Source organism: Romboutsia hominis (assembly GCF_900002575.1).
In the GTDB taxonomy this organism is placed as follows: domain Bacteria; phylum Bacillota; class Clostridia; order Peptostreptococcales; family Peptostreptococcaceae; genus Romboutsia_C; species Romboutsia_C hominis.
The window spans coordinates 220,273-234,703 of the sequence record NZ_LN650648.1 but is presented as its reverse complement, the minus strand read 5'-3'; the positions used below and the strand labels follow the sequence as shown (position 1 = coordinate 234,703).

General features: G+C 27.1%; 16 protein-coding genes. 3 read left to right on the top strand and 13 right to left on the bottom strand.

What is annotated here, in order from left to right; genetic code table 11:
• Positions 1–287 precede the first annotated feature (287 nt).
• Positions 288–449, top strand: a complete 162-nt coding sequence (locus FRIFI_RS01065; RefSeq protein WP_166504752.1) for a hypothetical protein — start codon at positions 288–290, stop codon at positions 447–449.
• Between the two features lie 371 nt (positions 450–820).
• Here the strand turns inward: FRIFI_RS01065 and FRIFI_RS01060 are convergent, their stop codons facing one another.
• Together FRIFI_RS01060 and FRIFI_RS01055 are read right to left on the bottom strand one after the other, a co-directional pair.
• On the bottom strand, positions 821–1,996 hold the full coding sequence (locus tag FRIFI_RS01060; protein ID WP_166504751.1) for an amidohydrolase: 1,176 nt from the start codon (positions 1,994–1,996) through the stop codon (positions 821–823).
• A gap of 602 nt (positions 1,997–2,598) precedes the next feature.
• The gene (locus tag FRIFI_RS01055) at positions 2,599–3,030 is read right to left on the bottom strand and encodes a MarR family winged helix-turn-helix transcriptional regulator (protein WP_092922642.1); all 432 of its coding nucleotides are present in this window, start codon (positions 3,028–3,030) and stop codon (positions 2,599–2,601) included.
• A gap of 157 nt (positions 3,031–3,187) precedes the next feature.
• Here FRIFI_RS01055 and FRIFI_RS01050 point away from each other — a divergent pair, with 157 nt between their 5' ends.
• Entirely contained in the window at positions 3,188–3,673 is a 486-nt protein-coding gene (locus tag FRIFI_RS01050; RefSeq protein WP_092922639.1) for a DUF2798 domain-containing protein, read from the top strand.
• Positions 3,674–3,803: 130 nt separating this feature from the next.
• Here FRIFI_RS01050 and FRIFI_RS01045 read toward each other — a convergent pair whose 3' ends face one another.
• The 7 genes from FRIFI_RS01045 to FRIFI_RS01015 form a co-directional block, all read right to left on the bottom strand.
• Positions 3,804–4,352: an ATP-binding cassette domain-containing protein gene (locus FRIFI_RS01045; RefSeq protein WP_166504750.1), complete on the bottom strand. Its 549-nt coding sequence runs from the start codon at positions 4,350–4,352 to the stop codon at positions 3,804–3,806.
• A gap of 82 nt (positions 4,353–4,434) precedes the next feature.
• The gene (locus tag FRIFI_RS01040) at positions 4,435–5,097 is read right to left on the bottom strand and encodes a response regulator transcription factor (RefSeq protein ID WP_092922627.1); all 663 of its coding nucleotides are present in this window, start codon (positions 5,095–5,097) and stop codon (positions 4,435–4,437) included.
• Between the two features lie 295 nt (positions 5,098–5,392).
• Positions 5,393–5,938: a hypothetical protein gene (locus FRIFI_RS01035; protein WP_166504749.1), complete on the bottom strand. Its 546-nt coding sequence runs from the start codon at positions 5,936–5,938 to the stop codon at positions 5,393–5,395.
• Positions 5,939–5,951: 13 nt separating this feature from the next.
• Entirely contained in the window at positions 5,952–6,920 is a 969-nt protein-coding gene (locus tag FRIFI_RS01030; RefSeq protein WP_092922621.1) for an ABC transporter substrate-binding protein, read from the bottom strand.
• 32 nt (positions 6,921–6,952) lie between these two features.
• Positions 6,953–7,666, bottom strand: coding sequence for an ABC transporter ATP-binding protein (locus FRIFI_RS01025; RefSeq protein WP_092922618.1), 714 nt, complete (start codon positions 7,664–7,666; stop codon positions 6,953–6,955).
• Positions 7,653–8,417 (bottom strand): ABC transporter permease, encoded by a 765-nt coding sequence (locus FRIFI_RS01020; RefSeq protein WP_092922615.1) that lies wholly within the window; start codon positions 8,415–8,417, stop codon positions 7,653–7,655. The genes FRIFI_RS01025 and FRIFI_RS01020 overlap by 14 nt, the downstream gene beginning before the upstream one ends.
• Complete coding sequence (locus FRIFI_RS01015; protein ID WP_166504748.1) at positions 8,410–9,036, bottom strand: hypothetical protein; 627 nt, start codon at positions 9,034–9,036, stop codon at positions 8,410–8,412. Before FRIFI_RS01015 ends, FRIFI_RS01020 begins: the two co-directional genes overlap by 8 nt.
• Before the next feature lie 379 nt (positions 9,037–9,415).
• Here FRIFI_RS01015 and FRIFI_RS01010 point away from each other — a divergent pair, with 379 nt between their 5' ends.
• The gene (locus FRIFI_RS01010; RefSeq protein WP_092922609.1) at positions 9,416–9,784 is read left to right on the top strand and encodes a hypothetical protein; all 369 of its coding nucleotides are present in this window, start codon (positions 9,416–9,418) and stop codon (positions 9,782–9,784) included.
• A gap of 177 nt (positions 9,785–9,961) precedes the next feature.
• Here FRIFI_RS01010 and FRIFI_RS01005 read toward each other — a convergent pair whose 3' ends face one another.
• The 4 genes from FRIFI_RS01005 to FRIFI_RS00990 form a co-directional block, all read right to left on the bottom strand.
• Positions 9,962–10,855, bottom strand: a complete 894-nt coding sequence (locus FRIFI_RS01005) for a LysR family transcriptional regulator (RefSeq protein ID WP_166504747.1) — start codon at positions 10,853–10,855, stop codon at positions 9,962–9,964.
• A gap of 80 nt (positions 10,856–10,935) precedes the next feature.
• Positions 10,936–12,555 (bottom strand): amidohydrolase, encoded by a 1,620-nt coding sequence (locus FRIFI_RS01000; protein ID WP_166504746.1) that lies wholly within the window; start codon positions 12,553–12,555, stop codon positions 10,936–10,938.
• 69 nt (positions 12,556–12,624) lie between these two features.
• Complete coding sequence (locus tag FRIFI_RS00995) at positions 12,625–12,849, bottom strand: hypothetical protein (RefSeq protein WP_166504745.1); 225 nt, start codon at positions 12,847–12,849, stop codon at positions 12,625–12,627.
• A gap of 149 nt (positions 12,850–12,998) precedes the next feature.
• Complete coding sequence (locus tag FRIFI_RS00990) at positions 12,999–14,240, bottom strand: MFS transporter (RefSeq protein ID WP_166504744.1); 1,242 nt, start codon at positions 14,238–14,240, stop codon at positions 12,999–13,001.
• Between the last annotated feature and the right edge of the window lie 191 nt (positions 14,241–14,431).

Sequence of the window (14,431 nt, the reverse complement as noted above, 5' to 3'; positions counted from 1 at the left end):
TATTTCATAAAAAGTATGCAACCTCACTATTTTCATAGCATTAAAATTTCAATTTTTAGGATAAGTATATATTATAGTTTAATTTCTATTTGACATTTTGAAAATTCCTTATATCTGGTAAAACTACCTTAATCCTATCCTCATTTTCATGTAATTCGATAATTAACATCCATATTATCTACAAATTAATTAAACTAATTCTAGCATTATTAATAAAAAATTATTTTTATTGATTATGTATATTACGATACCTTTCTGCCAATAATATTTTCGAGGAGGTGATAATCATGATAAAGTCAAACAACAACGACAATAATAGAAACAATAACAACAACAATAACTGCAATAACAACTGCAACAACAACAATAATAGAAATAATAACGAAAATAATAGAAACAATAATAACTGCAACAACAACGAAAATAATAGAAACAACAACAATAGATAGTTTTATTGACAAAACTTACATAGAAGTTAGTAAAGCAAGTTCTATGTAATTGATAAGGTGATAGCAAAGTCATTATAAAATTAACTTTGTTATCGCTTTATTATAAAAATTATAAGAAAATTTTAATTATTATTCTACTTAATAAATTATTCAAACCAATCCTTTCTACCACAAAGTTTAACCAAGCTAACTTCATCAAGTAAATTCCCGAAATTCTTACCTACAATCTTATTCAAAATTAATATAATTTCTATTTGCTATAATACAAACTATTAATCTATATAATATATTTATCTAAAACTATTAATAATTAATATAAAAAAGTAGATAGCTTGTTATATAAAACTATCTACCATTCTTATTTTTAATAGCTAATTATCTATATCTTTTGCTTCATAAACTATTTCACCATCAATTATGGTATACATTGTTTTTGTAAATACCTCCATTGGATTCCCATCAAAAATTGCAATATCAGCATCTTTTCCTATTTCCAGACTTCCAACTTTATCTGATACATTACATATTTCTGCCGCATTTATTGTAATTGCTTTAAGTCCCTCTTCTATTCCTAGTCCTTCTCTTGCTGCAAATCCAGCACAAATAGGTAAATCTTGTATTCTTGTAACTGGATGATCAGTAGTAATAGCTACTTTCACACCAGCCTTGTGTAATATACCAGCTGTTTTAAAATCTGCATTTTGAGTCTCTATCTTATTTCTTATTGCTAATGAAGGTCCAACTATTGCCGGAAATCCAGCTTCCTTAATCTCTTCTGAAATTAGATGTCCTTCTGTACAATGATCTAAAGTTAATCTTAAATTAAACTCTTTAGCTATACGGATTGCTGTTAAAATATCATCTGCTCTATGTACATGTGCTTTTAAAGGAATCTCTCTGTTAATTACAGGTAACCAACACTCTCTCCTAAATACCTCATCAAAACTATCACCATTTTTCATAGCATTTTTTTTGTTTTGATTATATTTTTGAGCTTCAAACAATTCCTCACGTAAAAGTGCAGCTATTGACATACGAGTTGATGGCATCATATTTTTTTGATTATAATTTGTTTTTATATTTTCTCCAAATGCAATTTTCATTGCTGCTGGTTCAAGGACAGCCATGTTATCTATTGTTCTACCATGAGTTTTTATAAAAACAAACTGTCCTCCGACTACATTTGAACTTCCAGGTCCTACCATTACTCCTGTAATACCAGCAGTCAAAGCATTATGAAAAGCTGAATCCATAACATTAATACCATCTAAAGCCCTAAGATATGGTGTAATTGATTCATTTGTTTCATTACAGTCATTGCCTTCAAATCCTTTTCTTTCTTCTTGAATTCCAATATGGCAATGAGCTTCTATTATGCCTGGCATAACCCAACAATTTTCTGCATCAATTATCTTACAATCCTCATTACTATTTATATTAATATTTTCTCCAATTTCTACAATCTTTTTATCTTTTATTAAAATAGATCCACTATTATAATTTTTATCAGCCATGGTTATTATTTTCCCATTTTTTATTAATAGCATAACCTTTATTCTCCTTTATAGACTAACTTATTATATTCGAACTTATTATTAACTAATATTGCTTCTGAATCTTATATGTAATAACTAGGATATTTTATTATCAAAATATTTATTTTATTTGTGTTAATCATACTAGTTAATATTACTGAGTATAACTATGTAATATATTATTCACAATCCTTAAATTTATATACGCATCTATTTGTTAATTTTTAGTTCATGTTTTGGGTTTATCTGAAATGATAATAAAAGCTAAAACCAATGGTCAAACCCCTGATTTCAAAGATTTTTCATTGCATCACTTGGATTTTTTAATAAAAGGCATAATAATATAACTTTGGGTCAGAAGTACTTGCAAGTATATTAAGGTGACAAATCTTTTACGTTAGTATTTATTTTAATTTTATTTAGCATTTCTTTACAACAAGCTATTTTCACAAGCCATACTCTCTTACTTATGATATAGTTTTTCCGTATCTACTTTACGGAGCGTGTTTTTATTATATAAAGTAACTTTTTAAGTCTTTTATTACACCTTGCTTTTTGGGTATTCTAAAATATAACCTAAAGAATTTTATATTAGAGTTAGTTTTGCACAATACTTATTTTGCAAACCAATTTTCACTTAAACACTCTTTTAATATTTTAAATTTATCCTCACCTATAGAATTTATAATATTTGTTTCAAATTCTTCTTTTAAAATTAATGTCTCTCTACAAAATCTTGATCCCTTTTCAGTTAAAGAAAGTATCTTGTCCCTAGAATTTACGTCTTTATTTTCTATAATAATATATCCTCTTTCAATTAAGCCTTTTGCGCATTTATGAGCTCCTTGGCGTGATATTCCTATTATCCTTCCAATCTGTGCCACTGTTAATTCATTTCTTTCTACTAATGCAATCATATACGATTCTGTATCACTAACCCTTTCTTCTCCCCTTTCAACCCAAGTTTCTATTACCATTTTTCTAAGCTTTGCGTGTTTTTCACTTATTAAATCTATTATATTTAAATTTTTAAAATATGAACTCATATAAATACTCCTTTATTTTAATCAAATCTATCTATATTATATAATTTTTAAAATAAATAATACAACTTTAGTCAACCTAGTTGACATTATAGAGTTAAAAATGATACTATACATTAGTCAACTTAGTTGACAATTTATTAGAAGAGAGGTATTTAACTTGTTTAAAAACAAAAAAGAACATTTTATATTCATATTAATGATTGCTGCAACAATGGTATTTATTATGAGTTGCTACAATATAGCTATAATTGAAGGATTTTCATTAAATATATTTAAGCATGCAGCACTAGGGTTTCCATTGGCTTTTATATATGCACTAATAGGAGATATTTTTATAGTTGGTAGAATTGTTAAGGTCATTACAAGTAAAATATTAAAGCCAAATGACACTATGAAAAAAGTAGGACTGTGTATGTCATTTTTTACATCATGTGGTATGGTTATTTGGATGTCATTATTCGGAGTAATTGCTAATGTAGGATTAGATTCTAATTTTATTTCTGCTTATGGTGTTGCTATAGTTACAAACTTTATTTTTGCAATTCCTTTAAATTTATTAATTGTATCTCCTTTAATGAGATTTTTATTTTTTAAGATGTTTCCACCTATTTCAGGTATTAATGAACAAACAAATGCTATATAATAATCAACCCTATCCCTTACTTGTGATAGGGTTCACTTTTATTTGTTATAAATTATTTATTTCCCTATTATATAAATCCTATATTTCTTTAATTTATTTTAATAAAAAAGGAACTAATAGATTTTAAACTCTAACAATTCCAATTGGTTTGACGATAAAAATTATGTAATTGGTAGAGGTGATTCTTCACAATCATACCCACGATTAATTCATCTAATAATTCTGGCTCATCTAACAATGCCATAGCTAATGCTAATCTTTGTTTCATTCCTAGAGAAAAGTTTTTTACCTTCTTTTTATCATTAATATCTAGGTTTACAAGTTTTAATACCCTCTCAATATCGTATGTTCCAGGTATTCCTTTTTGCATACGTATTACTTCTAGGTTTTTTCTTGCTGTCATGTCCATGTACAGTGCTGGATTTTCAATTGTATACCCAATATTTTTTTGTAATTTGCACAATTGATTTTTATCAGTTGTTCCAAATAGCTTTACTTTTCCTTCTGTTTGGTTTATTAACTGAGCGATTATTTTTATTAATGTAGTCTTACCTGCTCCATTTTCCCCTATAAGACCATAAATGTCGCCTCTTTTAATGTTGATATTTACGTTATCAAGTACTATATTATCTTTATATTTTTTTGATAAGTTTACTGTTTGGCAAATTATCTCTGACATATTTATCATCTCCTCTGCCTTATATGATATATTTTAGAATATAAGAATTTCTAAATTAAATTCTAAAGAAATTCTAAAATAATCACTTTAACTTATATCCCATTTTCCAAACAGTTTCGATTAGTTCACTATCAATTTTCTTTCTTATATTACTTATATGAGTGTTTATCGTATCATCATCATATGCATATGAGTCTTTCCACACTGTTTCGTATATATTTTTCTTAGAAAATACTTTGTTTGGATATTTTATAAATAAGTATAAAATCTCAAACTCCTTAGATGTAAGTTTGACAACATTATTATCAACAAAGACTTCCTTTAAATCATAGTTTAGTGTTATGTTTTTGTGTTTATAAAGTGTTTGTTGACTTGTAAGTTTTAAGTAGCGTCTTAAATTTGTTTCGATCCTTGCTAGAAGTTCTAATAAATCAAATGGCTTGACTACATAATCATCTACTCCTATTTTAAATAAATCAACTTTAAACTGTACATTTTCTTTTGCTGATACTACTATTATTGGAATATCGGAAAATTCCCTCACTTCTCTTAAAATCTCATCACCACTTTTATATGGCAACATAATATCTAAGATAATTAAGTCAGGCTTCTTTTCTATCACATATTTAATCCCTCTTATTCCATCTTTAGCTATATGCGTTTCATATCCATTTTTACCAAGATAATCTGCAATCATATTAGATATTTCATTATCGTCCTCTATAATTAAAATTCGATTCTTCATGCCATCTCCCCTATACAACATAAATATTGTTTATAAATTTATCAATAAAATAATTTTAGTCTAATACAAAGCTATTATAGCATATTCCATTAATTATTTTGTAAATGTATATATTATTAAGTCTAGTATAAATATAATATTATTTTCCATAAAAAAAGATATTGGCTATTTAGCCAATACCTTTTCGTGGATTTCAATGGTGGAGACGAATCACAGGAATAATACCCACGATTAATTTTTAACCTAGAATACACAAGTTAATTTAATGTAATATTATTTATTATGCTACTGATTTTTATTTTATTATTACAAATAGGTCTTCTGGGTCAGATGCCATAATTTTGATAGCTAGTTCTTTTCTCAATGATAATAATTTTTCTTGATCTTCTACTCTCATAGAAATATTTTCTGCTTTGCACTTATGTGATAATTTTGAATAATTTATAAATTCACTAGGTATAACCCCCTCTTTTAAGTACAATTTAACTAGTTTATCATCATATCCTATTTCAAAATAATATCTTCCACCACCTGGTGCTTCTTGTCCCATCTTATCATTAGAATAATCAATATCTAGTTCTAAATTTCCATAAGTTTTTACACGCATAACCATTTCTGCTGCATCTATTATACCTTTTCCATTTTTCCCTATTCCACTATAAAAACTAAACTTTCCTCTTTGCGGTATTTCATCAGAAAGTTTAGGAAAAGTCATAAGCATTATTTTAAATGCTAAAGCTGCTCCACCTATCATTTCTCTACCATGATATTTTAATATATCATCGTAAGTTATCTCTATAATATCATTTTGATCTTTTACTATAACTTTTTCTTGTATCATTTATATTCACCTACTATTTTATAAAAAGTTCATTTGTCTTAACTTCTTCTTCTATCATTCCAGTTTTTAACATAAAGTCTGCTACATTTTGAAATGCTTTACGGTCTGCATCTGTAGTTTCTATACTGAAATCATATTGTTTATACATTTCTTCAACTGCTGATTTATCTAAATCAAGTTCTTTAGAAACTATTTCCATAGTTTCATCGTAGTTTTCATTCATGTATTTATTTACGTTTTCTTGAGCTTTCATGAATAATTCAACTTCTTCTTTGTGCTCATTATAGAAATCTTCTCTAACTGCAACTGCTATTACTGCATCTGTTAATCCTTTTCCATTAGTAACTAAGTTATATCCCTGTTGTTCTGCTTTATATGCAGTAGGTCCTGCAACTAATGCTGCATCAACACTTTTTCCATCTAAAGCTGCTTTTGCATCAGCTATAGACATATTCACATAGTTAACATCATCTATAGTCATTCCAGCTTTTTCAAGGTATGCTATTAATAGTTGGTGTAAGTTAGTTCCAACTGGTCCTGCTATAGTTTTACCTTTTAAATCTTGTGCTGATTTTATGTTTTCATCAAGCGAATACATACAGAATGCTTCTGGTGATCTACTGTACATATTTAATATTTTTATATCTGCACCATTTGCTGCTGCTGAAACTACAGAAGTTCCTCCAACAGCGTATAATATATCAACATCTCCTGATGCTAATGCTTGAGTTTGATCAGCCCCCGATGTTATTTCAGCATACTCAATAGCTATATCTTTACCATTTTCACTGAACTCATTAGCAAAAACATTTTTATTTTTTTGTATTATACTTGGTACATTTAAAGGTGAAGTTACATGTGTTATTACTAACTTATCTAAACTTGCTTCTTTTGTTGTTGTACATCCAACCATTGATATCATTAATACACCAGTTGCAAGTACCGATGTTAATTTTATTTTTATTGACTTACTTAATTTCATAAATTTATCCTCCATTACTTATATATCTTTAATTAAATAACTTTTAAATCATCAATTATTTGTTTTTTTAATTTAACAAACTTATCATCTAATAAGTCTCTTGTGCTACTTTTTTCTTTAATTTCATATTGAGATTTAATAACACCTTTTTCTAAAATTACTATTTTATCTCCAAGGATAAGTGCCTCATCTATACTATGAGTTACAAATAAAATTGAGCATTTTGATGTTTGGTGAATCTTTAATAATTCATTTTGCATTTGCTCTCTTGTAAAAAAGTCTAATGCCGAAAAAGGCTCATCCATCATTATAAAGTCTGGATCATATGCAAATGCTCTTGCAATCGAGACTCTTTGTTTCATTCCACCTGATAATTGTCTTGGATATGCACTATAGAATTTTTTAAGACCTACAGTTTCAATAATCCTATCAATTTTTCTATTATCTATATTTTTATTATGTATACCAAATGTTATATTCTTTTTTACATCTAGCCATGGCATTAATCTATCCTCTTGGAATACATATGCCTTTCTTTTTGAATTAGTACCTAATATCTCTCCTTGATCAAATTCTTCTAAACCTGATACAAGTCTCAATAAAGTAGTCTTTCCACATCCACTTCGACCTAAGATTACAGTTATCTTATTTGCTGGTATATTTAAATCAATTCCATTTAGAACTTTCATACTTTCTTTTTCAACAGTATAGAACTTACTTACATTTACTAATTTAATCCCATCCATTTTCTTCTGATCCTTTCAAAGCCTTATCGATTATAAGTGCAAACAATCTATCAGTTATATAACCAACTACACCTATTACTAAAATACCGACTATAACTTTATCTGTTCTAGACATTTGCTGAGCAAATAAAATCATATGACCTAGACCAGTTGACGCAGCAATCATTTCTGCACTTATTATAGCTCTCCAACTATAACCTAGTCCTATTCTCATTCCAACTAATATATCTGACATAGCATATGGAATTCTTATCTTAAAAAAGCTATTTACTTTTGAATATCCATAAATTTCTCCAACTTCTAACAGTTTTTTATCACAACTTACAAATCCCTTTACCGTATTTAGGTATATTGGGAAAAACGCAGTTAAAACTATTATCCCAATCTTAGTTGTTTCTCCTATACCAAACCATAAAATTAATAATGATATTAAACTTAATGGTGGTACATTCTTTAAAAATTGAACTATATTTTCATAGTAATCATTAAATTTTGGTAAAATAACTCTCACCATTGCTAATAAAAAAGCTAATAAAGTTGCTATGAAAAATCCTTTTAAAACTCTTATGTAACTTATGTAAATATCTTCAAAGATTTCTCCTGATTTAATCATTTTTAATAAGCTGTCTAATACCTTTGATGGAGATGGTAAAATATAAGAACTAACTATATCCATTTTAGTAACTATACTCCATATTAAAACCAAAATTATTATAGAAATTGATGTTTTTATAACTTTATTCTTATTCATTTATTAATACTCCATCTCCATTGTTGCATCCATCCTTACAATAAAGCATCTCAACCAAGTCGCTTTCCTTATGTAGGTTATTTTTAAAATACGCTTCTATATTTTCTTCTCCTGAGATACTACTAATTTTAGCTTCTAATGAATTAAAATAACCCAGTGGAATAGGACTCTCATCAAGTAGTTTTACTTGAATTTTTTCATATAAATTTAATTTCTTTATAAATTCTTTCCAGCTTATAAATACTGTATCTTCTAAACCCTTTTTGTTTCCATATGAAGCTAGACTTTTACATGGCGTAGTAATTACCTTTTTCTTTCCTTTTAGATCCTCTCTATTTGCAATTTCTATACCACAATGTATTAGAATTGGATCAATTTTAGGAATAAAAACATCCTGCTCATTTATATATTCATTAATTGTATCAATAGCTAAAGGACACCTTCGATCTAAAAGTGCCTTTTCTGTTGATTTAAGAGCTTCATTATACTTTTCTTTTACAACCTTATGCCAATCATTTTCAACTTCTACCCTTGAGTAACCATTGTTAAGTAATAATTTATCTAGATCTTCTTTTATATACATATTATCTACAACTGGATTAATAAAAATATATTTCATAGCTGTCTCCTTTCTATCATGTCTTATATTTCAATTTGTAGATATCGATACTCATTATCATTAAATCCTCATAATTATATTTCATTGCTATATCTATAGTCTAATCTGTTAATTAATAAAAATATGTTCCATAGCTGTCTCCTTTCTATTATGTCTTATAACTATTATTTATTTTCTTAAATATTCATGAGCATCCAATTAATTATTTTTATTCATCATTATCGTTTATTTTTAATACATTATATAGCATTTGATATAGATAATCAATATCATTTTCGCTTTTTTTTAATCACAAATAATTATGTAATTTATACAAATTAAACTAAAATATTTGTGATAATATATACATAATTTTAATCCATAAATTAAATGAGGATTAATGCTTAGTAAAATAGATATAATTGAAGAGTTTTCTAAGAACATAAATATATACCCTTTTAAAAAAGAAAACCTTAAGGAAAATTCAATAAATTTAAGTGCTAGTTCTTGTGCTTGGAATACCTCACATGGTGATATATTCATCGATAAAAACGGTGAAGTTAGAGCATATGATAGTTCTAAATCGCAAAATTCTAAACAATGTAATCTTGATAAAACCAAACGCGTCGGTAAAATTATTTTTATACTTCTTATATTCTATGGAGTATTCTATTTATCAGATTTCTTTTTTAAACACACAATTAATACCTTGGTACACTCAAGTTGGTTTATCTGGAGCTATGCTTTCTTTATTGTTAATATTAATTGATTTTTAAATTTCTTTTGTTATATTATTATCTTAAAATAAAAATACCTATATCCTTTTGGATATAGGTATTCGTGGATTTCAATGGTGGAGACGAATCACAAGAATAATACCCACGATTATTATGTAATAAATTGTAGTAAAATAATTAATATGTCAATTATAGTTTTTCATATATGATTATTTATTATTTAAAATATCTGTTTTTTCACAAAATTTCATAAAACATTCTATAGGTTTAGAAATATACTTATCTTTGTGTATAGCACTATATAAAGATCTATTAATCTTATGATCTTTTATCCTATATACATTTATTGATTTTGAATTTTCTTCAGATAAAACAGACATATAAGGTACACAACTTACTCCTATATTTAATTTAACATAATTTAAAATAGCCTCTAAATTACTTAATTCTATATATGAATTAAATTTAATATCATTATTTTCTAAAAAACCTTCAAATCGTTGTCTTGTTCCACTGCCATCTTCCCTTATAATAAATTTATTATTTTTTAAATCCTCTATGTCTAAGTATTTTTTTCCATTCCATTCATGATTTATTGAACTTATAAATACAAGCTCATCTGTCCATATATCTTTTAATATTATTTCTTTTGAATTTACTGTGCCTTCTATAAATGCAATGTCTACTTTATTATTTAATATAAGTTCTTCTATATTATGCTTATTATCTATAATCATAGATATTTCAATATCTTTTTCTTTTTTATTAAATTTATGTATTATATAGGGCATTATATATGTACCTATAGTTGTACTTGCACCAATAACTAATTTTCCTTTATTAGATTTAGATGAACGTACTACATTTATCCCTTCTTCATAAATATTTAATATTCTCCTTGTATATTCATAAAAAATTTTACCTTCATGTGTCAAGTACAGTTTTTTACCTATTCTATCAAACAATTTTGTACCAATTTCTGACTCAATTTCAGATATACATTGACTTATTGATGGTTGACTAATATACATATCCTTTGCTACTTGACTCATATTTAAACACTTAGCTGTTTTATAAAAAATCTCTAATTTTCTAATATTCATAAGTATATCCTCCTCATATCTATATTACTATATCTAGCAAAAAGAGGTGAAAATAAAGTTTCACCTCTTTCTTAATTTTACTATTTTTTATATATTGTATTACCTTCTTTTATTGTCTCTAATACTTTTATTTCTTTAATCTCAGATAAATTTACATCTAAAGGATTTCTATCAAGTATTACAAAATCTGCAACTTTACCTTCTTCTATAGATCCTTTTTCATCTTCTTCAAAATACTGATATGCTGCATTTATTGTTAAAGCTTTTATTGCTTCCATAGTAGATAATCTTTGATCAGCTCCTAATATCCTACCGCTTTGAGTTTGTCTATTAACCGCATTATGCATTGCTAGTATTTGATTTGGCATCTTTACTGGCGAATCTTGATGTAATGTAAAGTTTATATTTCTTCTTAATGCAGATTTTGCTGGACTAAGTCTATTAGCTCTTTCTGGTCCAAATACTGATTCATAATGATAATCTCCCCAGAACCATATATGATCTAAAAAGAATGTAGGTATTATACCAAGTTCCTTCATATCATCTAATTGATCTTCTCTAACTGTTTGAGCATGTACCATTACTGGTCTTAAATCAGTTTTATTATCTGTCATTTCTAAAGCTTTTTTATAACATCTTATAAATTGATCTGATGCCGCATCACCATTACAATGAACATTTACCTGTATATTATTCTCAATTAAAGATTTAAAATATTCTATTACGTCTTTATCTTCTTGAGTTGCATACCCACAGTAATCTTTAGATTCCCCTTCTGGAACTTCATAATACGGCTTAGTTAACCAAGCTGTTTTTCCTTGTGGTGAGCCATCAAGCCAAGTTTTTCCACCTAGTAACTTATAATGATTATAGTATTTTCTCTTTGGTGTTCCTTCATTCTTTAATAATTTTAATGTTGTATGTTGAACAGCTTGACCAACAATATCAATTATTAATTCATTTTTTTGAGCTGCTAAATTTAAAAGTTGATTTAAATTTTCATCTATACTTGCATCCTGAGCTGTTGTTAATCCATAAGATGAATATATTTGTTGCGCTTTCTTTATACAGCTTAAAAGTGTATCTACAGATGGTGTAGGAATTACCTTTCTCTTTTCAGGAGATAAACAAGCATTTTCTTCTAATATTCCATTTGGCTCATTTGATTCTCCTACAGTTCTAACAACTCCACCTTCTGGTACTTCATAGTTTGTTCCTACATATCCAAAAGCTTCTAGCGCCTTTGAGTTTGTAGTTGCAATATGACCTGACGCATGACTTATAAATATAGGTATATCTTTAGTTACCAAATCTAAATCAAATTTAGTTGGATGTTCTTCATTTTCATATCTTGTGTTATCATAACCAAATCCTATTATCCACTCTCCATTTTTAGGTGGATTATTTTTAACATAATCTTTTAATATTGCTATAAATTCTTCTTTAGAATTTGCATCACTTAAATTTACTATCATTAAAGTCTGAGCTACTGCAATAATATGACTATGAGAATCTATGAAACCTGGTAAAATGGTTTTACCATCTAAATCTACTAGTTCTGTATCTTCATTTTTTAATTTTAGTATTTCTTCTTTTGATCCTGTTTTTATTATTTTCCCATTTTCAACTAAAACAGCATCTACTATAGGCTCTTTATCATTAACTGTTATAATTTCTCCATTGAAGTATATTTTTCTCATTTTATTCACTCCTAATCCATATTTAATTTATTTCTTAAAGTAAATATATACTTTATGCTAATTTTTATTTTAATCTTTGACTTTTTTATTGATGTAAGTAGTAAATATCATTAATCCTATTACAGCTACAATTGAAAGTACTAATGATATAGACATTGTTTTTAATGTAACTATTTTATCAAATAAAGCTCCTCCAGTTACATTTCCTATTAAACAAAATAGAGTAAATACTGAACCTAATGTCCCAACTAATATTGAACTCATTCCAAACTCTTCCTGTAAAATATGTTGCATATTGAATACTTAATACTGATATAGCAATTGCTATTATTGCATTAAGTATTCAAAATATCCCCAAATTAATATTAATCAAATAAGCTATTTTAGACCATCTATAAAATTTTAAATTATTAATAATCTATATTTTATAGGTTTATCAATCATTAGTTTTGTGCGAACATTTTTTTTGATTTTATCTGAGCAAATAAATTTAATCCAAATCCTACTACACCAACAACTATAAATAACATACATGAGCCAGTTAATCCTAACTTGTTTGATATAGTTGTGAATAATAATGCTGATATTGAACTACCTAATGCATAGAACATACCTACTTTTGCTAATTTCATTGTTCCATCTTTTTGTCCAAATACATCTGCTGGCATAAATGCTGGCGCTGATGTTATTGTATATACAGTTAATCCTGAACATATAGGTACTAAAAATCCTATTGCACTTCCATCTGGCATAAATGCCATTATTAATAATGCTATTACTGTAGATATTCCTGATAAAACCATCGGAATAAATGATCCTAGTTTATCGAATAATTTACCACCTACTACGTTACCTATTAAACATGATACTCCAAATATTGATCCTGCGATTCCTAATTTCCCTGCTTCAAATCCTTTTCGTCCTAATACTGGTATTGCTTGTGTCGATACTGCAACAACTGCAAAACATATTAATGCACACCCTACACAGAAAGTCCAGAATATTGGATTTTTATCATTTTCTTTGTCTGATAAACCATCAAATTTTGCTCTTGCTGGTTTCGCATTTGACTTATTAGATGATGTTTCTATTACGACTTCTTCTTGTCTTGGATATCTTATGAATAATAATGCTAGTGGCACACCTATTATTATCATAGCTGCCCCTAATGCCATATATGTTCCTCTCCATCCAACGTTAGCTAATAACTTAACAGTTATTGGTTGTAAAAATACATTACCTAATGATCCACCTGCTAATGCTATTCCTAATGCTGTCCCTTTACCTTCGCCTGGGAACCAATGACTCATCATTATTGGTAATGATAAACCTGTAAATAATATTGTTCCTACTTGTGTAAAAAATGCACTTCCATTAAACATTATTGCATTTTGAGCCATTCCATATGATGCGAATGCTATACCTGATATTATTAAACCTGCTACATATATATATTTAATTTTGAATTTATCATATACTTTAGCTATTATTGGATTGAATAATGCCGGAATTGTTCCTGATAAATATAGTAATGTAAATCCTACCTCAGATACTACACCTGATTGAGATACTGGTGTTTGCATCTGACTTTGTAAATTTTGAGATATGCAATATGGTATTGCTTGAATTAACATACAAATAAATACTATTAAGTATCTTCTCTTATTATTTTGTTCGTTTTTCATAATCCTCTCACTTTCCTTTTCTTTGCTAAATTTCATAACTTTATTATAAATATTTTTATTTAATTTGTTAAATACGTAAATTTTATATCACATATAACTAAATACTTATATGTGATATATAGGTAAATACTTATATTTATTATAAAAAAAACATATTTAACAAATTGTAAATATGAATTTAAAATTAAATT

Excerpts from the sequence above, each read along its gene's own strand:
- FRIFI_RS01065 (WP_166504752.1), top strand. The coding sequence starts at position 288 with ATGATAAAGTCAAACAACAACGACAATAATAGAAACAATAACAACAAC.
- FRIFI_RS01060 (WP_166504751.1), bottom strand. The coding sequence starts at position 1,996 with ATGCTATTAATAAAAAATGGGAAAATAATAACCATGGCTGATAAAAAT.
- FRIFI_RS01055 (WP_092922642.1), bottom strand. The coding sequence starts at position 3,030 with ATGAGTTCATATTTTAAAAATTTAAATATAATAGATTTAATAAGTGAA.
- FRIFI_RS01045 (WP_166504750.1), bottom strand. The coding sequence starts at position 4,352 with ATGTCAGAGATAATTTGCCAAACAGTAAACTTATCAAAAAAATATAAA.
- FRIFI_RS01040 (WP_092922627.1), bottom strand. The coding sequence starts at position 5,097 with ATGAAGAATCGAATTTTAATTATAGAGGACGATAATGAAATATCTAAT.
- FRIFI_RS01035 (WP_166504749.1), bottom strand. The coding sequence starts at position 5,938 with ATGATACAAGAAAAAGTTATAGTAAAAGATCAAAATGATATTATAGAG.
- FRIFI_RS01030 (WP_092922621.1), bottom strand. The coding sequence starts at position 6,920 with ATGAAATTAAGTAAGTCAATAAAAATAAAATTAACATCGGTACTTGCA.
- FRIFI_RS01025 (WP_092922618.1), bottom strand. The coding sequence starts at position 7,666 with ATGGATGGGATTAAATTAGTAAATGTAAGTAAGTTCTATACTGTTGAA.
- FRIFI_RS01020 (WP_092922615.1), bottom strand. The coding sequence starts at position 8,417 with ATGAATAAGAATAAAGTTATAAAAACATCAATTTCTATAATAATTTTG.
- FRIFI_RS01015 (WP_166504748.1), bottom strand. The coding sequence starts at position 9,036 with ATGAAATATATTTTTATTAATCCAGTTGTAGATAATATGTATATAAAA.
- FRIFI_RS01010 (WP_092922609.1), top strand. The coding sequence starts at position 9,416 with ATGCTTAGTAAAATAGATATAATTGAAGAGTTTTCTAAGAACATAAAT.
- FRIFI_RS01005 (WP_166504747.1), bottom strand. The coding sequence starts at position 10,855 with ATGAATATTAGAAAATTAGAGATTTTTTATAAAACAGCTAAGTGTTTA.
- FRIFI_RS01000 (WP_166504746.1), bottom strand. The coding sequence starts at position 12,555 with ATGAGAAAAATATACTTCAATGGAGAAATTATAACAGTTAATGATAAA.
- FRIFI_RS00995 (WP_166504745.1), bottom strand. The coding sequence starts at position 12,849 with ATGCAACATATTTTACAGGAAGAGTTTGGAATGAGTTCAATATTAGTT.
- FRIFI_RS00990 (WP_166504744.1), bottom strand. The coding sequence starts at position 14,240 with ATGAAAAACGAACAAAATAATAAGAGAAGATACTTAATAGTATTTATT.